This window comes from Bradyrhizobium sp. UFLA06-24, from assembly GCF_054967145.1.
The window spans coordinates 36,223-57,664 of sequence record NZ_JADFUE010000008.1; the positions used below are offsets into that span (position 1 = coordinate 36,223).

At 63.7% G+C, this 21,442-nt stretch carries 22 protein-coding genes and 1 tRNA gene; 15 read left to right on the forward strand and 8 right to left on the reverse strand.

What is annotated here, in order from left to right; genetic code table 11:
* Window positions 1-171 precede the first annotated feature (171 nt).
* The 3 genes from thiL to IF809_RS09305 all read left to right on the forward strand — a co-directional run bounded on the left by thiL (window position 172) and on the right by IF809_RS09305 (window position 4,238).
* A complete protein-coding gene (gene thiL, locus IF809_RS09295; protein ID WP_128966615.1) occupies window positions 172-1,170 on the forward strand; it encodes a thiamine-phosphate kinase in 999 nt (332 codons plus the stop codon).
* Window positions 1,171-1,284: 114 nt separating this feature from the next.
* Window positions 1,285-1,893: a hypothetical protein gene (locus IF809_RS09300; protein ID WP_128966614.1), complete on the forward strand. Its 609-nt coding sequence runs from the start codon at window positions 1,285-1,287 to the stop codon at window positions 1,891-1,893.
* A 224-nt stretch (window positions 1,894-2,117) separates the two neighbouring features.
* On the forward strand, window positions 2,118-4,238 hold the full coding sequence (locus IF809_RS09305) for a sodium-translocating pyrophosphatase (protein ID WP_128966613.1): 2,121 nt from the start codon (window positions 2,118-2,120) through the stop codon (window positions 4,236-4,238).
* Between the two features lie 176 nt (window positions 4,239-4,414).
* Here IF809_RS09305 and IF809_RS09310 read toward each other — a convergent pair whose 3' ends face one another.
* Window positions 4,415-5,416: a Bug family tripartite tricarboxylate transporter substrate binding protein gene (locus tag IF809_RS09310; RefSeq protein ID WP_128966612.1), complete on the reverse strand. Its 1,002-nt coding sequence runs from the start codon at window positions 5,414-5,416 to the stop codon at window positions 4,415-4,417.
* Window positions 5,417-5,531: 115 nt separating this feature from the next.
* Window positions 5,532-6,017 carry an outer membrane protein assembly factor BamE gene (locus tag IF809_RS09315; protein ID WP_164938729.1) on the reverse strand — a complete coding sequence of 162 codons (486 nt, stop codon included), beginning with the start codon at window positions 6,015-6,017 and terminating at the stop codon, window positions 5,532-5,534.
* 98 nt (window positions 6,018-6,115) lie between these two features.
* Between IF809_RS09315 and IF809_RS09320 the strand changes: the two genes are divergently transcribed.
* The 7 genes from IF809_RS09320 to IF809_RS09350 all read left to right on the forward strand — a co-directional run bounded on the left by IF809_RS09320 (window position 6,116) and on the right by IF809_RS09350 (window position 10,865).
* Complete coding sequence (locus IF809_RS09320; RefSeq protein WP_462837429.1) at window positions 6,116-6,667, forward strand: ubiquinol-cytochrome C chaperone family protein; 552 nt, start codon at window positions 6,116-6,118, stop codon at window positions 6,665-6,667.
* Entirely contained in the window at window positions 6,664-7,245 is a 582-nt protein-coding gene (locus tag IF809_RS09325) for a YceD family protein (RefSeq protein WP_128966609.1), read from the forward strand. The genes IF809_RS09320 and IF809_RS09325 overlap by 4 nt, the downstream gene beginning before the upstream one ends.
* A 298-nt stretch (window positions 7,246-7,543) precedes the next feature.
* Window positions 7,544-8,605, forward strand: coding sequence for a phosphate acyltransferase PlsX (gene plsX / locus IF809_RS09330; RefSeq protein ID WP_128966608.1), 1,062 nt, complete (start codon window positions 7,544-7,546; stop codon window positions 8,603-8,605).
* A complete protein-coding gene (locus tag IF809_RS09335) occupies window positions 8,602-9,582 on the forward strand; it encodes a beta-ketoacyl-ACP synthase III (RefSeq protein ID WP_462837430.1) in 981 nt (326 codons plus the stop codon). Before plsX ends, IF809_RS09335 begins: the two co-directional genes overlap by 4 nt.
* A gap of 134 nt (window positions 9,583-9,716) precedes the next feature.
* Window positions 9,717-10,058: an integration host factor subunit alpha gene (locus IF809_RS09340; RefSeq protein ID WP_177248186.1), complete on the forward strand. Its 342-nt coding sequence runs from the start codon at window positions 9,717-9,719 to the stop codon at window positions 10,056-10,058.
* Between the two features lie 24 nt (window positions 10,059-10,082).
* Complete coding sequence (locus IF809_RS09345) at window positions 10,083-10,661, forward strand: MerR family transcriptional regulator (protein ID WP_462837431.1); 579 nt, start codon at window positions 10,083-10,085, stop codon at window positions 10,659-10,661.
* Between the two features lie 126 nt (window positions 10,662-10,787).
* A tRNA-Pro gene (locus tag IF809_RS09350) sits at window positions 10,788-10,865 on the forward strand.
* Window positions 10,866-10,963: 98 nt separating this feature from the next.
* Here the strand turns inward: IF809_RS09350 and IF809_RS09355 are convergent.
* On the reverse strand, window positions 10,964-11,878 hold the full coding sequence (locus tag IF809_RS09355; protein ID WP_244659352.1) for a TetR/AcrR family transcriptional regulator: 915 nt from the start codon (window positions 11,876-11,878) through the stop codon (window positions 10,964-10,966).
* On the opposite strand from IF809_RS09355, the gene IF809_RS09360 reads away from it, so the two are divergent.
* On the forward strand, window positions 11,879-12,679 hold the full coding sequence (locus tag IF809_RS09360) for an alpha/beta fold hydrolase (RefSeq protein WP_462837432.1): 801 nt from the start codon (window positions 11,879-11,881) through the stop codon (window positions 12,677-12,679). It abuts the gene before it with no gap.
* A 138-nt stretch (window positions 12,680-12,817) separates the two neighbouring features.
* Here IF809_RS09360 and IF809_RS09365 read toward each other — a convergent pair whose 3' ends face one another.
* Window positions 12,818-13,057 (reverse strand): hypothetical protein, encoded by a 240-nt coding sequence (locus tag IF809_RS09365; protein ID WP_128966603.1) that lies wholly within the window; start codon window positions 13,055-13,057, stop codon window positions 12,818-12,820.
* Window positions 13,058-13,380: 323 nt separating this feature from the next.
* On the opposite strand from IF809_RS09365, the gene IF809_RS09370 reads away from it, so the two are divergent.
* The 3 genes from IF809_RS09370 to IF809_RS09380 all read left to right on the forward strand — a co-directional run bounded on the left by IF809_RS09370 (window position 13,381) and on the right by IF809_RS09380 (window position 16,761).
* A complete protein-coding gene (locus tag IF809_RS09370; RefSeq protein WP_462837433.1) occupies window positions 13,381-14,289 on the forward strand; it encodes a dihydrodipicolinate synthase family protein in 909 nt (302 codons plus the stop codon).
* Window positions 14,290-14,424: 135 nt separating this feature from the next.
* The gene (locus IF809_RS09375; protein WP_128966601.1) at window positions 14,425-15,396 is read left to right on the forward strand and encodes an SDR family NAD(P)-dependent oxidoreductase; all 972 of its coding nucleotides are present in this window, start codon (window positions 14,425-14,427) and stop codon (window positions 15,394-15,396) included.
* A 249-nt stretch (window positions 15,397-15,645) separates the two neighbouring features.
* A complete protein-coding gene (locus IF809_RS09380; RefSeq protein WP_128966600.1) occupies window positions 15,646-16,761 on the forward strand; it encodes an alpha/beta hydrolase family protein in 1,116 nt (371 codons plus the stop codon).
* Window positions 16,762-16,792: 31 nt separating this feature from the next.
* Here IF809_RS09380 and IF809_RS09385 read toward each other — a convergent pair whose 3' ends face one another.
* Entirely contained in the window at window positions 16,793-17,299 is a 507-nt protein-coding gene (locus IF809_RS09385) for a MarR family winged helix-turn-helix transcriptional regulator (RefSeq protein ID WP_164938728.1), read from the reverse strand.
* A 409-nt stretch (window positions 17,300-17,708) separates the two neighbouring features.
* On the opposite strand from IF809_RS09385, the gene IF809_RS09390 reads away from it, so the two are divergent.
* Complete coding sequence (locus IF809_RS09390; RefSeq protein ID WP_462837434.1) at window positions 17,709-19,265, forward strand: porin; 1,557 nt, start codon at window positions 17,709-17,711, stop codon at window positions 19,263-19,265.
* Window positions 19,266-19,542: 277 nt separating this feature from the next.
* On the opposite strand, the gene IF809_RS09395 is transcribed toward IF809_RS09390, so the two are convergent.
* From IF809_RS09395 to IF809_RS09405, 3 genes are all read right to left on the reverse strand, one after another.
* On the reverse strand, window positions 19,543-20,019 hold the full coding sequence (locus IF809_RS09395) for a GcrA family cell cycle regulator (RefSeq protein WP_128966597.1): 477 nt from the start codon (window positions 20,017-20,019) through the stop codon (window positions 19,543-19,545).
* A gap of 71 nt (window positions 20,020-20,090) precedes the next feature.
* Window positions 20,091-20,288 (reverse strand): hypothetical protein, encoded by a 198-nt coding sequence (locus IF809_RS09400; protein WP_007603456.1) that lies wholly within the window; start codon window positions 20,286-20,288, stop codon window positions 20,091-20,093.
* 198 nt (window positions 20,289-20,486) lie between these two features.
* Window positions 20,487-21,428 carry an acetamidase/formamidase family protein gene (locus tag IF809_RS09405; RefSeq protein ID WP_462837435.1) on the reverse strand — a complete coding sequence of 314 codons (942 nt, stop codon included), beginning with the start codon at window positions 21,426-21,428 and terminating at the stop codon, window positions 20,487-20,489.
* Window positions 21,429-21,442 lie beyond the last annotated feature (14 nt).

Sequence of the window (21,442 nt, forward strand, 5' to 3'; positions counted from 1 at the left end):
ATGCAATGCTGCTGCCCCATGCTGCGCTGTCATCACCCGCGAAAGCGGGTGATCCAGTACGCCGCGGCCCATCGGTTTCACACGACTGTCTCTGGAATACTGGATCGCCCGGTCCTAGTGCGCAATTGCGCACTGGCCGGGCGATGACAGCGGAGAGTAAGGCCGACATCGATGACCGCTCCGACCAATCTTTCCGGCGAAGACTCCCTCATCGCGCGCTACTTCAAGCCGCTGGCAACCGATCCAGGCGCCTTCGGGCTGGTCGACGATGCCGCGGTCCTGTCCGCGTCCGGCGAGGACATCGTCGTCACCACGGACGCCGTGGTTGAGGGCGTGCATTATCTTGCCTCCGATCCCCCAGATACCGTGGCGCGCAAGGCGTTGCGGGTGAACCTGTCCGATCTCGCCGCGAAGGGCGCGGCTCCGGCCGGCTTCGTGCTGACGCTGGCGTTGCGCAGCAAGGAGGATGCCTGGCTCAGGCCGTTCGCGGATGCACTCGGTGAGGACGCAAAGACTTTCGCCTGTCCGCTGCTTGGCGGCGACACGGTGTCGACGCCGGGGCCGCAGATGATTTCGATCACCGCCTTCGGCCGGGTGCCGAAGGGGCGGATGGTCGGCCGTACCGGCGCGCGGCCGGGCGATATTGTCCTGGTGACGGGCACGATCGGCGATGCCGCGCTCGGACTCGACGTGCTGACCGGCGGCGCAGCGGCTACGGCGCTCGCGTCCGATATCGCCGCAAAAGACGCTCTCATCTCGCGCTATCGGATCCCGCAGCCGCGCAACATGCTGGCGCAGGCCGTGCGCGACCATGCAACGGCCGCGATGGACGTCTCCGATGGGCTCGCCGGCGATCTGACCAAACTCTGTGCTGCATCCGGCGTCTCGGCCATTGTCAATGTGGAGACTGTGCCACTCTCCGCCGCGGCGGCGGGCCTGATCGTGCGCAAGGCCATTTGCGTTGAGACGCTGCTTGCCGGGGGCGACGATTACGAGGTGCTGTGTACGGTCCCGCCTGCACAGAGCGATGCGCTGATTGCCGCGGGTCGGGCGGCAGGTCTGGCCGTCACGGCGATCGGCACCATCGTCGCCGGCCACGAGCGGCCACGCTTCCTGGACGGGCAGGGGCAGGAGCTCGCCTTGAAGCGGCTGTCCTATAGCCATTTCTGAAGCCAGCTTGCCTTCGACCCTGACTGTCCCTGATACCTGACGGCGCAACCCTCGCGACAGCCAAACGCTGTATCCGTATCCATTGATGCAAAACCAGCCAATGGATTTGATTCGATGACGGCCATCGTCGCAGGTTCGAGCGAGGCGCCGGCAGCCGCCGCGCGCGAATGCGGAGGCTGCACGCTCTGCTGCAAAGTGTACAATGTGGTCGCATTCGGCAAGCCCGCCGGCAAATGGTGCTCGCATTGCCGGCCCGGCCGGGGCTGCACGATCCACGACCATCTGCCCAGCGAGTGCGCGGCGTTCGATTGTCTCTGGAAAACGATGCCGGCGCTGCCCATGCACTGGAAGCCCGATCTGGCGAAGATGGTGCTTACCGTGCATCCCCAGACAAACAATATCCAGGTCGTAGTCGATCCCGGCCTGCCGTCGGCCTGGACCCGGCAGCCTTATCACGGCCAGTTGCGGTTGCTGTCGAAGAGCAACATGGCAAAAGGCCATCTGGTGATCGTGTTCGTCAGCGAACTGGCGACGCTGATCCTGCCTGACCAGGATGTCCCGCTTGGCGTCCTCACGCTCGACCAGGTCGTTTCGGTGTCACTGGAAACCAGTGCGAGCGGCAGCGTCTACGAGGTCAAGATCTTCAACCGGCGCACAACGGCCGGCGGACAGACCCTGGAATTGGCCTCTTCCTCCCGGCATGCCGTGAGGGCGGCGGCTTGAGGCAGCCGAGGCCGTCCCCTCGGGATTAGGTCTAAATACCTGCCGAGATCGGCTTTTTCGGCCTGATCCGGCGTTGCACCCTCAATTTGATTTTGGCAAGCTTGCGAACGACTGGAGCCGCCTCTTCGGGAAAGGGGCGGCTTTGTTCAAAATCAAGGCGCTGCACCGCGAGACGGACAACAAAGGCGCTGGGGATACATCAAGGATCTGAGGCAAAAAATCACATGACAGCATTATGGTTGATAGTGCTCTGCGGAGTGCTTTCCGTCGTCTACGCGATTTGGGCGACGTCTTCGGTGTTGGGCGCGGATGCGGGGTCGCCGCGCATGCAGGAAATTGCAGGAGCGGTGCGCGAGGGCGCACAGGCTTATCTGCGCCGGCAATACACCACGATCGGTATCGTCGGCATCGTCATCTTCGTGCTGCTTGCCTATTTCCTCGGGCTCTATGTCGCGATCGGTTTCGCCATCGGCGCCATCCTGTCGGGGGCGGCCGGCTTCATCGGCATGAACGTCTCGGTCCGTGCCAATGTGCGCACCGCCCAGGCCGCGACGACCTCGCTCGCCGGCGGCCTCGAACTCGCCTTCAAGGCGGGCGCGATCACCGGCCTGCTGGTGGCCGGTCTCGCCCTGTTGGGCGTGACGCTCTATTTCGGCTTCCTGGTCCACTCGCTGAATCTCCCGCCCGATAGCCGCACCGTGGTCGACGCCATGGTGGCGCTCGGCTTCGGCGCCTCGCTGATCTCGATCTTCGCCCGTCTCGGCGGCGGCATCTTCACCAAGGGTGCCGATGTTGGCGGCGACCTCGTCGGCAAGGTCGAAGCGGGCATCCCGGAGGACGATCCGCGCAACCCGGCGACGATTGCCGATAACGTCGGCGACAACGTCGGTGACTGCGCCGGCATGGCGGCCGACCTGTTCGAGACCTACGCGGTGACGGCGGTCGCCACCATGGTGCTGGCGGCGATCTTCTTCGCCAAGACGCCGATCCTCGCCAACATGATGACGCTGCCGCTCGCCATCGGCGGCATCTGCATCATCACCTCGATCATCGGCACGTTCTTCGTGAAGCTCGGGCCGAGCCAGTCGATCATGGGCGCCCTCTATAAAGGCCTGATCGCAACCGGCATTCTGTCGCTGATCGGCATTGCCGTGGTGATCTACTACCTGATCGGCTTCGGCAAGCTCGAGGGCGTCGACTACACCGGCATGGCGCTGTTCGAATGCGGCGTGGTCGGCCTCGTCGTTACCGCGCTGATCATCTGGATCACCGAATACTACACCGGCACCGACTATCGTCCGGTGAAGTCGATCGCCCAGGCCTCGGTGACCGGCCACGGCACCAACGTGATCCAGGGACTTGCCGTCTCGATGGAGGCGACGGCGCTGCCCGCGATCGTCATCATCGCCGGCATCCTGATCACCTACAGCCTTGCCGGCCTGTTCGGCATCGCGATCGCGACCGCCACCATGCTGGCGCTGGCCGGCATGATCGTGGCGCTCGACGCGTTCGGTCCGGTGACCGACAACGCCGGCGGCATCGCCGAAATGGCGGGCCTGCCGAAGGAAGTACGCAAGTCGACCGACGCGCTCGACGCGGTCGGCAACACCACCAAGGCGGTGACGAAGGGATACGCGATCGGCTCCGCCGGTCTCGGTGCCCTCGTGCTGTTCGCGGCCTACAACCAGGACCTCAAGTTCTTCGTTGGAGACAGCGCGCATCACGCCTACTTCGCCGGCGTCAATCCGGACTTCTCGCTGAACAATCCCTACGTCGTGGTGGGCCTGCTGTTCGGCGGTCTCTTGCCGTACCTGTTCGGTGCGATGGGTATGACCGCGGTGGGCCGTGCGGCCGGCGCGATCGTCGAGGAGGTCCGGCGTCAGTTCCGCGAGAAGCCGGGCATCATGCAGGGCACCGACAAGCCCGACTACGGCAAGGCGGTCGACCTGCTCACGCGAGCGGCGATCAAGGAGATGATCATCCCCTCGCTGCTGCCGGTGCTGTCGCCGATCGTCGTCTACTTCGTGATCTACGCGATCGCGGGCGGAGGCGTTGCCGGCAAGTCGGCGGCGTTCTCCGCTGTCGGCGCCATGCTGCTCGGCGTGATCGTGACGGGCCTGTTCGTCGCGATCTCCATGACCTCGGGCGGCGGCGCCTGGGACAACGCCAAGAAGTACATCGAGGACGGCCACTTCGGCGGCAAGGGCAGTGATGCCCACAAGTCCGCGGTGACCGGCGACACCGTCGGTGATCCCTACAAGGATACGGCGGGCCCCGCGGTGAATCCGATGATCAAGATCACCAACATCGTGGCGTTGCTGCTGCTGGCGATTCTGGCACACTGAGTCGGCGCAAACGACACAAGACAAGACCCCGCGGCGTAAGCCGCGGGGTCTTCGTTTGGTAGACCGCAGACTCTCGCCGCGTCATTGCGAGGAGCTCTTGCGACGAAGCAACCCAGGGTCTTTCCGCTGTAGCAGTCTGGATTGCTTCGCTTCGCTCGCAATGAGGGGAGCGGCGCCTACTGCACGTCCATCTGCAAGCCTTCCTTCTGGATGATGCCGGCGAATTTCTTCGTCTCGGCGTCCACGAACTCGGCGAATTGCTGTGGCGTGCCGTAATCGGCGCGGGCGCCCATGGCGGAGATCTGCTTCTTGATGTCGTCGCGCTCCAGCATCGCCTTGACCTGGAGATTGAGCGCCTCGAGCACCGGGGCAGGGACGCCCTTCGGCAGGAACACCGAGAACCAGGACGACACGTCGAAATTCGCAAGCTCCGGCGCGCTCTCGCGCATGGTCGGCAGGTTCGGTGCGAGCTCGCTGCGCTCGGTGGTGGTGACGCAGAGGCCGTTGAGCGTGCCGTTCTGCACCTGCGGCAAGCTCGGGTAGAGATTGTCGAACAGGATCTGGATGTCGCCGGCGAGCGCGGCCTGGAGCGCGGGGCCGGCACCGCGGAACGGGATGTGCGTCATCTTCAGCCCGGTGAGCTGGAGAAACCAGGCGCCGGTGAGGTGCGGGCTCTGGCCGACGCCTGATGAGGCGTAGCTCAGCTTGTCCGGATTGGCTTTCAGATAGGCGATCAGTTCGGCGACGGACTTGATGCCGGTCTTCGGATGCGCCGACACGATGTTCGGGATCCGGATCATGTTGGTCACAGGCTGGAGCTGGTCCGGCTTGTAGGTGAGGTTCTTGAAGATGCTGTAGGCGATCGCGTTCGGACCGGGATTGCCGATCAGGATGGTGTGGCCGTCGGCCTTGGAGCGAACGACCTCGGCGGTGCCGATCGTTCCGCCGCCACCCGAGCGGTTCTCCACGACCGCAGTCTGGCCCCAGGCGGACTGCAGATGGGCAGCAAGCAGGCGGCCCATCACATCCGTCGAGCCGCCGGCTGCGGCCGGCACGATGATGCGGATGTTCTCGGTCGGCTTCCAGTCCGCAAGGCTCGATCGCGGCAGGATGGCTGCAGCCGACAGACCAGCGGCACCGGCGAGCAGGCGACGGCGGGACAAACTTTTGTTGGGCACGAATCCACTCCCGGCTTTGTTTTGCAGAGAGCGTAGGGAACCGAGCGTGCAACGGCAAGTCGCACACGCCCGCACGTGTTGCGCAAAGAGCGGCGCGACGCCGCAGGCTGAAGACTCAGTTAAAGCTGAGCAGCTTGAACAGCGGCGCGAGGTAGCTCATCTCCTGACCCGACGTCGGCGTGGTGCGGCTGATGGAGTCGAAGATCTTGCCGTCCTGCAGGCCGTAATTCGCAAGCCGGCGCACACGCCGGTTCTTGTCGAAATAGATCGCGATCACGCGCTGGTCGACCACCTTCTGATTCATAAACGCAACCATGCGCTCGGAGCGCTGCGAAATGTAATAGAACACCTCGCCGTCCAGCGTCGCGACGGTGGAGGGCGTGCCCATCACGATCAGCACCTGATCCTGGCTCGCGCCGATCGGAATCTGCTCCAGCGCGCCGGGCGGCAGGATGTAGCCCTTCTGGAACTGCTCGCCGGCGCAGCCTGCAAGGGCAGCACCGACCAGGGTCACGGCCGCGAGCATGCGCAGGCCGCGCCAAGCCGCATGAAGGCCGCGCCGCCGAGTTGCGCGCAGGCTGGTCTGGTTCGTTATGGTCATAGCGGAACTGATTCCGTCCCCTTGCGTCGCGCGAGGCGCTGAAGTACCGGGCGGAGGCTCTGAATGCAACTCGCGCGCGCCCGCTTGCGGAAACCACAATGCTTTGGCCGTTCAATCACTTCAGGAAACCCCGGCTAGCCCCGGCCGGCACCATTGAGGCCATCTATGGCATGATCGTGACGCAGGCGCGAGAACCCATATTTTACCGGGAGTTGGGCGTACCGGATACGGTTAATGGGCGTTTCGATCTGTTGCTCCTGCACCTCTGGCTGTTGCTGCGGCGGCTGCGGACGGTTCAAGGCGGGGCTGGGCTGTCGCAAGCGCTGTTCGACCGCTTCTGCGAGGACATGGACGACAATCTGCGCGAGATGGGCGTGGGCGACCAGACAGTCCCGAAACGGATGCGGGCGTTCGGCGAGGCCTTTTACGGCCGCGTCCAGGCCTACGACCAGGCCATCGATAAAGGCACTGAGGCGCTGGCGCAGGCGATCTGCAAGAATATCTTGAATGGGGCAGGGATGGATCACGCACAGCGGCTGGCCGTCTATGCAGAGGCCGCGAATGCGGATCTCGACCGGACCGGCGATCCGGCGCTGCTGCTCGGATCCTTCAAATTTCCCGCACAGCTTCGGGAGGGCGAGATGTCATGAATCGACCGATGACCGGATCCCAACCCGATCCCTGGCGCTCGCCCGTGGCGGTAGCGCAGATTCCCGATACCGGCCTGCACCGCGCGCTTGAAGCATCGGGGGCCGAGCGCCAGGCCATGGCCGATCTCGCGGGCCTACGCGACATCCTGTCGGCCCATGCCGACTTCGACGTCGTGCCGAAGAGCGGTGGCCGGGTCCAGGTCACCGGCCGCGTCCGGGCTAGGGTCGGCCAGATCTGCGTCGTCACGCTCGATCCGATCGAGAGCGAGATCGACGAGGAGGTCGACCTGACCTTTGCGCCCGAGGCCGAAACGCGGCGGCTGGAGGACCTGATCGAGCAAGGCCAGGACGGCGAGGACCCGCCGGAGGTCGCCGATCCCCCGGAGGCCATCGTCAACGGGATCATCGATCTCGGGCGGATCGCGACCGATGCGCTGTTCCTCGCGATCGATCCGTATCCTCGCAAGCCTGGCGCCGTGTTCGAAGCCGAAGTCATCGCGCCCGACCCCGAGGACCATCCGTTCGCAGCGCTGAAGGCGCTTCAGGACAACAAGCAGGGTAAGAAGAAGGGCAAATAGCTGGGCATTCCCCGTAAGACCGCTTTGCCAGGGGAGGCGAAGTGTTTACGGGGCTGGTTTCAGATATTTTATTATCTTCTTGATATATAATAGTTATTGCGAGTTTTGGCGGCCTGCCGCGGGATCGCCCTTAGTCCAAAAGGCTGGGGGCAAGAGGTTGTTTCGGGATAACAAAACGCTATTGTCCGCCCCGGTCCGGGTGCGGCGTGGCGCTTGGCCGGTCGCCATGTCCGTGGCGTACCCATTTTTTGCGGCCCGCTCGTTCAAGACCGCACCAGACCAGGTTTCCGGGACTTCTATGCCAAGCAAGGTTCGCATCGCGCTGGACGCCATGGGGGGCGATGACGGTGCTGCCGTGGTCATTCCAGGCGCCGCCATCTCGCTTCGGAGGCACCGCGATACCGAATTCCTGCTGGTCGGGGACCGCGCCAAGATCGAGCCCGAGCTCGACCGGCACCCCGAGCTCAAGGCCGCTGCGAAGATCATCCATACCGACGTCGCCGTCAGCGGCTCGGACAAGCCGAGTCAGGCCCTGCGGCGCGGCCGCAAGACGTCCTCGATGTGGCTTGCCATCGACGCTGTGAAAAAGGGCGAGGCCGACGTCGCGGTCTCCGCCGGCAATACCGGCGCGCTGATGGCGATGGCCCGGTTCCATCTACGCACGCTGCCGGGCATTGACCGTCCGGCCATCAGCGCGATCTGGCCGACCCGGCGCGGCGAGTCCGTCGTGCTCGATCTCGGCGCCACCATCGGCGGCGATGCGCGCCATCTGGTTGCGCTTGCGATCATGGGCGCGGCCATGATGAGCGTGGTGTTCGACAAGAAACGCCCCACCGTCGGCCTGCTCAACATCGGTACCGAGGAAATCAAGGGACATGAGGAGATCCGCGAGGCCGGCGAAATCCTGCGCGCGATGAACCTGCCCGAACTCGAATATATCGGCTTCGTCGAGGGCGACGGCATCGGCAAGGGCGTGGCCGATGTGATCGTGACCGAAGGGTATAGCGGCAACATCGCGCTCAAGGCTGCCGAAGGAACCGCGCGTCAGATGGCGGACTTACTCCGCAACGAAATCCAGCGCAGCTGGCTGTCCAAGGTCGGTTATGTCTTTGCCCGCAAGGCCTTCCAGGCCCTCCGTGACAAGATGGATCCGAACAAGTCGAACGGCGGCGTGTTGCTGGGACTTAACGGGCTTGTCGTCAAAAGCCACGGCGGAATCAACGCCGAAGGCTTTGCCTATGCGATCGATGTTGGCTATGAGATGGCTCACTACGATCTCCTGAACAAGATCAATCAGATGCTCAACCGCGAGGGTGGTGCACTCAATTCCGTGCAATCCGCGCAGGAGGCTGTTTCGTGACTCAAATTCGTTCGGTCGTGCTCGGCTGCGGCTCTTACCTGCCGGAGCAGGTGGTGACCAACGCCCAATTGGCGGCGCGTATCGACACGTCCGACGAGTGGATCGTGCAGCGAACCGGCATTCGCGAACGGCACATTGCCTCCGAAGGCGAATTCACCTCCCATCTGGCGATCAATGCGGCGCAGGCCGCGCTCTCGGACGCCGGCGTGGACGCGCAGTCGATCGAACTGATCGTGCTGGCGACCTCGACGCCGGACAACACCTTTCCAGCGACCGCAGTCGCCGTGCAGAATGCGCTCGGCATCAATCACGGCGCGGCGTTCGATCTCCAGGCGGTGTGCTCCGGCTTCGTGTTCGCGCTCGCAACCGCCGACAATTTCCTGCGCACCGGCGCCTACAAGCGCGCGCTGGTGATCGGGGCCGAGACCTTCTCGCGCATCCTCGACTGGAACGACCGCGGCACCTGCGTGCTGTTCGGCGACGGCGCGGGCGCGGTCGTGCTGGAGGCGCAGGAGCAGCCGGGCAATGCCGCGACCGACCGCGGCGTCGTCACCACGCATCTGCGCTCCGACGGCCGGCACAAGGCAAAGCTGTTCGTCGATGGCGGGCCGTCCTCGACCCAGACCGTCGGCCATCTGCGCATGGAGGGCCGGGAGGTCTTCAAGCATGCGGTCGGCATGATCACCGACGTGATCGTCGATGCCTTCCAGGCGACCGGCCTCAATGCCGACAGCATCGACTGGTTCGTGCCGCACCAAGCCAACAAGCGAATCATCGACGCATCCGCCCACAAGCTCCATATCGCGCCGGAGAAGGTGGTGCTGACGGTCGACCGTCATGGCAACACCTCGGCCGCCTCGATCCCGCTGGCGCTGGCCGTGGCGCGCAAGGACGGCCGCATCAAGCGCGGCGACATGGTTCTGCTGGAAGCCATGGGCGGCGGCTTCACCTGGGGCTCCGCGCTGGTGCGGTGGTAAAGCCACATCAGATAAAATTTTGCCGGAATTAGCTCGGATTATCGATGCGTCTGCATTGATGAGCGCTGTTGACCGCCGTATCGTAAGCTCATAATTTCAGACAACAATTGTTCGCCGTGATGTGGGGCAGGGCGATGACCGAGACCAGCAAAACCGTAACGCGAGTTGATCTGTGCGAAGCCGTCTACCAAAAGGTGGGCCTGTCGCGCACGGAATCGTCCGCCTTCGTGGAACTCGTGCTGAAGGAGATCACCGACTGCCTTGAGAAGGGCGAGACGGTGAAGCTGTCCTCGTTCGGGTCCTTCATGGTCCGCAAGAAGGGCCAGCGCATCGGCCGCAACCCGAAGACTGGCACCGAGGTGCCGATCTCGCCGCGGCGGGTGATGGTGTTCAAGCCCTCGGCGATCCTGAAGCAGCGGATCAACGCGCAGCACCGCACCAATGGTGACGCCACCAAGGCTCCTCAAGAGGCCTAACAGCCCTCCGGAAAGGATTGGCATTTGGACAAGGCGCCGGATGCGTTCCGAACCATCAGCGAAGTAGCGCAGGAGCTCGACATTCCGCAGCACGTGCTGCGGTTCTGGGAGACCCGCTTCTCGCAGATCAAGCCGATGAAGCGCAGCGGCGGCCGTCGCTATTACCGCCCCGACGACGTCGACCTGCTCAAGGGCATCCGCAGGCTGCTCTACGGGGAGGGCTATACCATCCGCGGGGTGCAGCGGATCCTGAAGGAGCACGGCGTCAAATCGGTGCAGGGCCTGGCCGACGGCGCGGCTGCGGTCTCGTTCGGGGCGATCGAGGACGCCATCGGCGCCAGCCTGATGGAGCCTGAGGACGAAGCCCCCATCAAGGGCGTCACTGACACCGACGATGACGACTACCAGGGCGACGAAGAGGAAGGCATCGACTTCCGCTTCACGGAGGTCGACGACGAGGAGATCCTCACCACCTTCCGCAAGGGCGGCGCTGCCGCCGCGCCCCCCGGCCCCAGCGCGCTGGATCGGGAACGGCTCGGACGGGTGCTCGCCGACCTCGTCGCCTGCAAGGAGATGCTGGATCAAGCGCTGAAGGACGGGTAGGGCTGCATTCGGCCCGGCTCTGCCGGTGGTTCCGATGACGATCGGCTCCGAGCCGGTCTCGAGGGCCATCAAAATGGTGCGGCTCGCCTTGCGCATCGCGCCGATCCTAGCTAATGGAACGACGTTCGGAGCGTGGCGCAGCCCGGTTAGCGCACTAGTCTGGGAGACTAGGGGTCGGAGGTTCAAATCCTCTCGCTCCGACCATTTTTTCAGATCATTTGTCGGGTGGATTGACGGTCAGTGCGGAGCCCGCGTCAGCCAGTGCCGCATGCGTGGCGGTCAGGGCGAGGGTCCATCGCCAGCTACCTCAAATACCCCACCACCATCCTCGTCGTCTCCTCCACCAGCACCTTCACCATCTTCTCCGGCAACACCTCTGCCTGGTTCAGCACCACATTGTGCGCCACGGCTTCGATTGTGCTGACGCAGATGAAGGTTGCGATGTCGAGATCGATCTTGCGCAGTTCCTTGCAATGCTTCTCGAAATAGGCGCGCACCAGGCTGTGGACCTCGCGGATGAAGGCTTCGCTGTCGAGCTTTCCGGCGCGGGGGATCTGCTCGGCGAGGACGCGCTGCAGTTTCGGGTTGATGCGGTGGGTTTCGATCGCGACGCTGACGAGGCGGCGCACGGCTTTCTCGATCGGCATGTCCGCGATTTCGCGGAGTGTGGTGCGGACGATGGCCATGATCTCCTCCTGGTGGCGGTGGATCACGGCGGCGACGAGCGCCTCCTTGCCCGGAAAATATTGATAGAGCGAGCCGACGCTGACGCCGGCGACCTCGGCGATGCGGTTGGTGCTCGTCTTTTCAAAACCCTCCCGGACCAGAATGCGAGCAGTCGCCTCGATCAGCGCGTCGACCGTGGCGCGGGATCGTTCCTGCGAGGCATTTTTCCGAGGTGTTGTAGGCGGTTTGCTGGCCACGGCCTTGTGATCTAATGCGAGTAGGAAAAGCGAGTGAATGCTCGCATTATATTGGCAAGTGGCGACGGATCGGCAAGCCTCTTTGTCGCCGTGTCCAAGGAGCCGGATGGGGATGTGGCCATGAGCGTTGCCAGGATCGTGTCGGCCCTGCAGTTTTGCCCGGGCAGCTGCATCTTCGGTCCACCGGCCCGGCACGATCCTGCGCCGAGCTTGCAGAGCCAAGTCTTCAACCTGCTGCTCCGGTTGCTTCCCTACAAGCAGCAGCTTGGGTCGGCCGAGGCCGTGCAGGCTCATGTGCAGAGGCTTGCCTTGCAGCCGGCCTCGTTCGAGCCGGTGGGGCTCGGCCGCGGCGTCGAGGCGATCCTGACCAAGATGGGTGGTTGGCCGGTCTATTACACCGCGCCGTCCTCGGGGCATGAGGGCTGCAACCACGTCATGTTCCTGCATGGCGGCGGCTACATCAACGAGATCGCGCCGGCGCATTGGCGCTTTGTCGGCCAGATGACGCGCAAGGCCGGAATCGTCTGCGTCGTGCCGATCTATCCGCTTGCGCCGCGCGCCACCGCCAAAGAGGTCGTGCCAAAGACGGCTGAGCTGTTGCGCATGCTGCTGGAGGACGCAGGGTCTGCAAAGGTCACGGTGGTCGGCAACTCGGCCGGCGCGGGTCTCGCGCTTGCTGCGTGCCAATGGCTGCGCGATCACGGCCATCGGCAGCCGAGCAGGCTGGTATTGATTTCGCCCGGGGTTGACGCGTCTGTGAGCCGCCCTGAGCAAGCGGATCTTGCAGCGCGCGATCCGATCCAGGACATTCCCGGGATTGTCGAAGCGGGAAGGCTCTATGCCGGCGAGCTTGATGTCGGCCATCCCTTCGTCAGCCCGCTCAACGGTGCCTTTCGTTCGCTTGCGCCGATGACGATCTTCTCCGGCACGCGCGATCTGTTTTACCCTGACAGCGCCGATCTCGCCGTGCGCGTGCGGGCGGCAGGCGTGCCGGTCGAGCTGCATCTGTGGCGGGATCAGCCGCACAATTACGCGATGATGCCGACGCCGGAGGGCCGGCGCGCGCGTGCGATGATTTTGCGGGCGGTGGCTTGAACAGAGAACGTGACTGAAATCACAATGGGCGCCACGGGCGAGACGTTGGCGCAGGCAGACTTTGGTGCTGATCGTGTCGCACGGAAGGGCAAGAGCGGCCCCCGGGCGTTTCCTCGGTATCAGTAGTTTTGCGGGGTCCTAGGCATGGCCCTTGATCTCGTAATGACCCGGCACGCATTTGAAGCGCTCGAGGCGCCAGTTGGCGTGATAGATCGGGTGCTCGCCCATCCACTTTGCAAGCGGGGCCTGGGCACCGACCGCGCACGCCATCATCGACATATCGGGCGTCATGTTGCTGTCGGTCACGATTTCCTCGACACAGCTGCCCGAGGCAGCAGCGCCAAGCCGGCAGAGCACGGCAACGACGGTTATGAACATTCCAGTCACCTCATTGGTAGTTTCGACCACGAGGGGGATGCAAGCCGAGTGCCACAGCCTGTGCCTGATACGACACGCTGGCTGGGCCTGCTCGCCCCAGCGTCCCCATTTGACGATTCGGATTGTAAAAAAATTGCCCATAAACCGAAGCCGGGGAACTACGGGGAACCCGCAGAGAAGAGAGCAGAGATGAGCGATTGTGGGGGCAGTGCCGCGTCAGCCGCCCTTCACAGCAACGGCCGAGCCGATAGGCTTTGCGGCGTGCGGAATACCCGTCAAAAGAGCGGGACCGTGACACGACAATGGAAACGCGAGGGCAGACGATGAAGGCACGACCATCCGGCGTGATCCCGCCGATGACGACCCCGTTCCGGAAAGATGGCGAGATCGACTATCAGCTCATAGCGCCGCAAGTCGACTGGATGATCGGCGCCGGCGCGCATGGCGTTGCCGCCGGCGGCTCGACCGGCGAGGGCCACACGCTCGACCACGAGGAATATCGCGATCTGATGGCGGCGACGGTGGAGGCGGTGAAGGGGCGCATTCCCGTCATCGCCGGCATCATCGTCGATTCCACGCGCGATGCGATCCGCCGCGGCAAGCTCGTGCGCGACATGAATGTCGCAGCGCTCCAGGTGACGCCGGTGCATTACCTGTTCAAGCCGGATGACGATGCGATGGTCGCGCATTTCCGCGCCATGGCCGACGAGACCGGCATGCCCATCATCATCTACAACGTAGTCCCGTGGTCGTATTTGTCGCCGGCGTTGCTGACGCGGATCATGGCCGAAGTACCGCTGGTCATCGGCGTGAAGCAGAGCGCGGGCGATCTCAAGCTGTTCGCGGATCTCATGATGATGGCGCCCGACAAGCTGATCTTCAGCGCGGTCGATGCCCTGATGTATCCCTCCTACACGCTGGGCGCCCATGGCTCGATCGCCGCGATCCTGACCGCCGCGCCGCACGCCTCCGTGGCGCTGTGGGATGCGGTGAAGGCAGGCGATCATCCGCGCGCGCTCGAATTGCACAAGAAGCTGCTGACGCTGTGGAACGCCATCATTGCCGACAATCTGCCGGCCTGTACGCGTTACGCGCAGACGCTCCAGGGCCTGCCCATGACCTATCCGCGCGCACCGATGCCGGAGGCGTCACCTGCGCAGCAGGCGGCGACTCGCAAGGCGCTGGAAGCGCTTGGCGCGCTCGACGGGCGGCAGATCGAGGCGGCCGAATAGTCCGCACGCCGAAATAACCGATGTGAACCGGCAGCGCCGATCCGCTTTTACCTGCGGGTGCGGCGCTGCTACATTTTGCGCGCGTCGCGCCAACGACGAAGAAACAGACCGACAAGGGGAGGGGCCGAAAGTCCCATGAAGGCATTTGCTGGAAAGATCGCCGTCATCACCGGTGGCGGCACGGGCATGGGGCGTGAGCTCGCCCGGCAGCTCGTTGCCGAGGGCTGCAACGTCGCGATGTGCGACGTCTCGGAAGCCGCCATGGCCGAAACCAAGCGACTGTGCGAGACCGAGAAGCTACCGCAGGGCCTGCGCGTCACGACGCATGTCGCCGACGTGTCGATCGAGGATCATCTCAAGCGTTTTCGCGACGAGCTCTCCGAGCAGCAGAAGGCGGACAAGATCCATCTGCTATTCAACAACGCCGGCATCGGCGGCGGTGGCAGCCTGTTCACCAACACGCGCGAGCAATGGGAGCGCACCTTCAACATCTGCTGGGGCGGGGTCTATCTCGGCGTCCGCACCTTCCTGCCGATGCTGGTTGCGGCGGACGAAGCCCACATCATCAACACCGCCAGCGTCAACGGCTTCTGGGCCTCGATCGGCATGAACCAGGCGCACACCGCCTACAGCTCGGCGAAGTTCGCCGTGAAAGGATTTACCGAAGCGCTGATCAACGATCTCCGTCTGCACGCGCCGCATGTCAAATGTTCGGTGGTGATGCCCGGCCATATCGGCACCTCGATCGTCTCCAACTCACGCAAGGTGCAGAGCGCCGACGGATCGGAGCGTCTCAACGCCGACGAAGTCGTTCTGACGCGCAAGCGGATGGTCGCCGCCGGGGTGCCAGATGCTGACAAAATGTCGGACGAGGACATTCAGGCGGTCTTCGCCGAGCGGGCCCGCAGCTTTCTCGAGGATGCGCCGACCACGGCCGCGCAAGCCGCCAAAATCATCCTTGACGGCGTGAAAGCCGAGCGGTGGCGCATCCTGGTGGGTGAAGACGCAAAGCGCCTCGACGAGCGCGTCCGCGCGACGCCGGAGCAGGTCTACGACCGCGCCTTCTACGAAAGCTTTACCCAGGAAGTCGGCTGGCGGCTTGGCTGAGACCGGCCGCGATCGCGCGCCTATATAGGAATGACGATCATCATCGCAAGAGGCGCGGCAGCCAGTTGTCTCGGCGTCGCGGTGATCTTTACCTTCTTATGACGAAGCGGAATGTCACGCATGCGGCGATATTCCCGCGTTCAAGCGATGGTGATCTCAAACATGCCTCATTTGAAGCAGGCCAGCTTGGTTGGCGAACCAAAATAGTCTAGTCAAACAGAGGTAACGCCACGATCGAGCGTAGCTCCGATGATACCCGCATGCCTCTCCGATGATTTCATCCTCTGCCCGGAGAGAGAGGATATCTCCGCTGAATTCACCCGGCTGCTCACCGCGGCCCAGGAGGGCGGCGCCACCATCGCCGAATGCCTGATGATCGCTCGCCAGCTGAAGCGCGGCGACGAGCAGTCCTGGCATCGCGAGTGGAAGAAGCTGGCGCAGGCCAACCGGCATCGGGCCGAGGCGGCCTTCGCCCAAGGACATCTGGTGACCGCGCAGCGCAACTGGCTGCGCGCCATGAACTACTACGGCGCGGCCGCGATGCCGCTCGATCCGGCCGACGAGCGACGCTGGGTTGCGGTGCTCGCGATGCAGGAATGCGCCCGCAATTACCTCTCGGCGCGCGCTCCGGCCGGCGAGGTCGTGACGATCCCGTGGGTCGAAGGACACGCGCTGCAGGGTTACTTCCTGCCCGCGCCCGCGACGAACGGTCGCGCGCCGACCGTGATCTGCATCGGCGAACCCGGACATCGCAAAGAGGAGTTCCTGGTCAAGCTCGCTCCGCATGCGCGCGAGCGGGGCTTTGCGATGCTGGCGCTCGATCTGCTCGGCGACGAGCGCGACGATTACGCCGACATGCTGTTGCAGCGAGGCGATCTCGAGAGCTCGATCGGCAGCGTGATGGATTACCTGGAGCTACGCAGCGACGTCGATTTCGATCGCGTCGCGATCGTGGCGGACGGGTGGGGCTCTTCGTTCGTGGCGCGTTCTGTATTGCAGGAGCCGCGCCTGGCCGCGGCTGTCTGCGACGGGGGCTTGTGGGACCTGCACGAGCGCTCGTTCTTTGCCAGCCGTTTTGCGATGAGCGATCTCAGCATCGTGCCGGTGCCGCATGCGCCGCTGATGGCCTCCAGTGCCGAATGTCCGGTGCTGATCACCATCGGCGAGGACGGCTGGCTCAAGGCCGACCGGGCGCAGCAGATCGTGCAGAAATCCCGGCTCGGCAGCTCGGACATCGTGCTGAAAGTGTTCACCGCCGAGGAGACTGGCGCCGCACAAGCGCATGCCGACAATCCCAGCCTTGCCAACGAATACATCTTCGACTGGCTCGAATCGCGACTCGGTGCCGCTGGCCGGCGGATCTGAGCGCGATCTGCGGCCCGGGAGACGGGACGCCTCAGAAGTCGAGGGATATCCTGACGCAGGCCTTTTCAAGCCGGGTCTTCAGCATCGCGAGCTTGGCGGTGAATTCGGTCAGCTCGTTCTCGTCGAACTCCTGGAAGACGAATTCGCGAATTGTCTTGTACTGCTCGTTGAGGCTGGCGATGTGCTTTTGAGTCTTCTCGACCAGCGACAGTCGCACCACGCGCGCGTCGGTCGGTGAGGGGCGGCGGCGCAGCAGTCCCTTCTTTTCGAGAAGCTTGGACTGTGTGGTGACGAACGACGGATCGACGTGGAGGAGTTTCGAGACCACGTTGACGGGAACGCCGTCGTCCTTGTCGAGGTCGGAAATCGCCATCAGGATCAGCCATTGCGGCCCGCTGATGCCCAGCGTTCTCGCCCAGAACTGACGCAGCTCCTCCAGATACATGTTGATCGACGATATCTCCCAGGTGAAGCGCCTGATGATATCGAGATTGCCGACGGAGCGGAGGCGCGCCCCTTCTTTCCTCGTCGCTGACACAGCGTCACTCCCGCAGGCTGAATTTCTGTCTGGCCGGTGTTCGCGACGGCCATAGTCCACGCAAGTCTGCCCTGACGCAAGTGCAGAGCAGGATTATTTTGTCACGGAAATTACAAATATGAGCAGGTCAGGATTCGCGCACGTGCAGTGTGTTGCGCCGCAGACACAGAGTTTCCAAAACCATAAAGCTGATCTAATAAAGTATTTTGATTAATGGAATAGCGCAGTCATAGTAGCCCATGGCGGTGGGGGGTTCTCGATCGTCCCGTTGCAGGTGGTTCGCTCACGTCCCTCGCGTCGAATGCGGGTGTGTCCGGAAGCGCGAAGCGGCCGAGCGGATTTGAAGAGACGGGGATCTGGGGGGCCTCATGGTCCGGTCTCCGCAAAATGAGCAGCTTGGAGGTTTTAAATGAAAGTGGTGAAGAGCCTTTTGCTCGGCACTGCGGCGGGTCTGATCGCCGTCGGTGGAGCTCAGGCGGCTGATCTTCCGGTCAAGGCCAAGGCGGTCGAATACGTGAAGATCTGCTCGCTGTACGGTGCGGGTTTCTACTACATCCCGGGCACCGATACCTGCATCAAGCTCGGCGGCTATCTGCGTGCGGAAGTCGCGCTCAATGCCGGCGGCAATTACAGTGCCCAGTACAACGGCGTGTTCGCGGCGAACAACCGCCTGAACAACTACTACTCGCTGCGCGCTCGTGAGGATCTCAACATCGACACGCGCACCGCGACCGAATACGGCGTAGTCCGCACCTATTTCGACGCGGTCTTCACCTGGACCACCGGCAACTATGTCGGCACCGGCTCGGGAACGGGCGCGACCCAGTACAGCAGCACGCTCGGTCTCAACGCGGCCGGCACCGGCCTCGTCGGTTCGGGCGGCGGCTCCGTCAACGGTACCGACGGCGCGATCTCGGGCGGTTCGCTCGGCGTCTACTACGCCTTCATCCAGTTCGCCGGCTTCACCCTCGGTAAGGCGGTGTCGCAGTTCGACGCGCCCTGGATCAACTATCCCGGCAACAACTTCGACCAGCTGGTCGGCGGCAGCGGCACCACCAACGGCGTTCCGCAGGCCACCTACACCGCCGATTTCGGTCAGGGCGTGTCGGGCACGATCTCGGTTCAGGACCAGACGCAGATCTTCCAGACCAACCTCTGGAACGTCGCAGGGATGTCGACCACCGGCGTGCTCGGCGGCGCCTATGGGTCCAGCGATTTCGGCGGCACGCGAGCCCCCGACATCGTCGGCAACATCCGCGTCGATCAGGCCTGGGGTCTGTTCCAGGCGTCGGTCGCCGCCCACGACAATCATGTCGGCTATTATGGCGCGACCGAGACGACCGGTCACCCCGAAGACAAGTGGGGCTGGGCGGTCCAGCTCGCTCTGTCGATCAAGAACATCCCGACCGGTGCCGGCGACGTGATCAACGTGCAGGGCGTCTACACCGAGGGTGCGAGCCGCTACAACTTCCAGGAGCTGGCCGCGACCAGCTACTCGATGTTCGGCAGCTCGAACGCGGCCTATCAGAGCATCGGCTTCGCCGGCGTGTCTGACGCGGTGTTCGCGCCGGGCGGCAGCCTCGAGCTGACCAAGACCTATGGTTTCCGTGGTGCCTACACCCACAACTGGAATCCGTACTGGAACACGGGACTGTACGGCGCGTGGGCGGCTGTGAACTACAGCGGCACGGCCAAGGGCCTGATCTGCGGCAGCGCCGCGTTCGCGACCCTGACCGGCACCTGCAACCCGGACTTCAATATCGGCCAGGTCGGTGTCATCACTCGCTGGACGCCGGTCAAGAACCTGACCTTCTCGGCTGACTTCACCTACAGCCACCTCGACCAGAAGTACTCGGGCACGATCACGACGCCGGCGCTGACCTCGGTTGGCAAGCCCGCCGCGACCTACGAGCTGAAGGATCAGGACACCTACAGCATGCTGCTGCGCGCCCAGCGCAACTGGTAAGCTCAGGTTTTCCGACGATCTGACCAGGCCCCGGCGGGACACCGCCGGGGCCTTTTCTTGATGGGAACGCCGGTTGCGAAAATCAGAAGCCGTCTGCGCAAGCAACGAAGACGAGCTATGCGATTTGATTGCGCCAAATTTATTTACTTACCTGAGTTGCTCAGCTATATGGCTCTCAGCCGATTTCGAAAGTCACGGCTCTTAGCTTCACGCTAAGCCTCCAAGAACCTCCGGTAGTGCCCTGCCGGAGGTTTTTCGTTGTCGAGTGGGGCTGGCGTCAGCCGCGCATGAGGCGGCCGCGCGAGTTCGGCCGGTAGGCCAGGCGGCTATGGCCGGTGCAATAGGGCTGGCCGTCCTGCGCGGCGTTACCGCAGAAGCGGAAATCCTCGGCCCCCGGCGTCGAAATCGGCCAGCGACAGCTGTATTCGCGAAGCTCCATTAGGGAGCAGCGATTGGCGTCGTCGATCGGGCCGGTCACTACGGGTGCGTCCGCTTCGCCGTAGATCGTAGCAAGCATTTCGAATTGCAGCCGGGGCACCGCTTTCGGCGCGCGCGGCGCGCTCGTTCTGTCCTGAAGTCTGCGCTCGTCGACTGAGCGGCCGCGCGTGAGGTTCAATCGCGACAGCTTGCCGATCACGGCGTTGCGGCTGACGCCGATATCGGCGGCGATCTCGCGGCACGACAATCCGGCCTCGAAGTGCCGCTTCAACAGTTCAATTCGTTCAACGGTCCAGGTCGGTGAGAGAGCAGGCATTTGTACGGTCCCAGGTTGCGACATCCGGCCACTAGTCGCCGAGATCCGTCCGCATCAAGCGCGTCGCGCGCTCACGTCCTGCCATTGTCGCGAATCGACAAAAGCCCGTCCTTGATGGCGAGACGGATGCCTTCCTCGATCAATGTCCGTGCGACGCCGGGAACGCTGGTGCCGTGGGTGCCCTGTCTCACCAACTTCTCCAGGTAGGTGATGGTCGAGAGCGCCAAGGTTACGGGAATGCGGTCAGTCTCGGCTTTTTCGGTGGCCATGGCCGAACGCTAGCCTCTTACTCGGGTACATAAAAGTAACGATTAAGACTCTATTTAGGTTCAGGGGCGGAAGTCAAATCCGGGCTGGTACGGTGGTTCAGCGCATTGGAATCGCACGGGAAAAGGATGCGCCTGCCCGCGCCGCGCGGAATCCCGCGCGGCTTGTTGGGGGCAGCAGGTCAGAAGATGTGGGCGGGCTTAGCCGTGCACGATCGCTTTTTCGATCATGCAATGGATGCCCTTCGAGCCGTTGACGGTCTGGGTCACCCGCAGATCGGCCGCGAGACTGCAGAGCGTGTAGGCGTCCTCGCGCGACAGGCCTCTGAGCTCCCCGAGTAAAATGATCATGTCGCGCAGCGCCCGCACCGCGCATTGGTCGAGGTCGGGGTCCATCGCCATCGTCATGTAGTGGGTCGGCGTTTCCGCACGCGGGTAATCGAACCGCAAATCCTTGCGCAGCGTCAGCCGGAATCGGCCCTGCAGCGCCGTCTCGATCGCGGTGACGCAGACCTCGCCGTCGCCCTGAACGCCATGGCCGTCGCCACAGGAGAACATCGCGCCGGGAACGAAGACCGGCAGATACAATGTGGCGCCGGCGCCGAGCTCCTTGTTGTCGAGATTGCCGCCCATGGCGCGTGGCACGAGCGAAGAGATGCGGCCCCAGCTCGGGGGCGGCGACACGCCCATCACCCCGAAGAACGGCTTCAGGGGCAGGTCGAGGCCCCACGGCATCCGGCCGACCATCCGTGTCCGGTCGAGCGGGATGTTGAGGATGCGCGTCTCGTGGAAATCGTCGGGCAGGGTGCCCGACAGCGGCTTGATCAGATTCCAGCCCCAGTCCTGCCGCAGCTGGACGTCGAGGATCTCGACGGCGAGGACATCGCCGGGCTCGGCGCCTTCGACCGCGATCGGGCCGGTCAGGATATGGCCGGGGAGCATCCGCTCGTTCCTGGCATGAACCTCGAGCATCTCCGGCGGAACGTGAAACTTGCTGCGGTCGGGCAGCATGTCCGGACCGCCGCTGATGGTATCGACAATCACCTCGTCGCCGCTGGCAATGGTGAGGACCGGTTTAAGCGCGGCTTCAAAGAAGCCCCAATGGCAGGTTTCGGGACTTGAATGCAGGTGGTGTTGGGTCATTTGCCGCGTCCAGT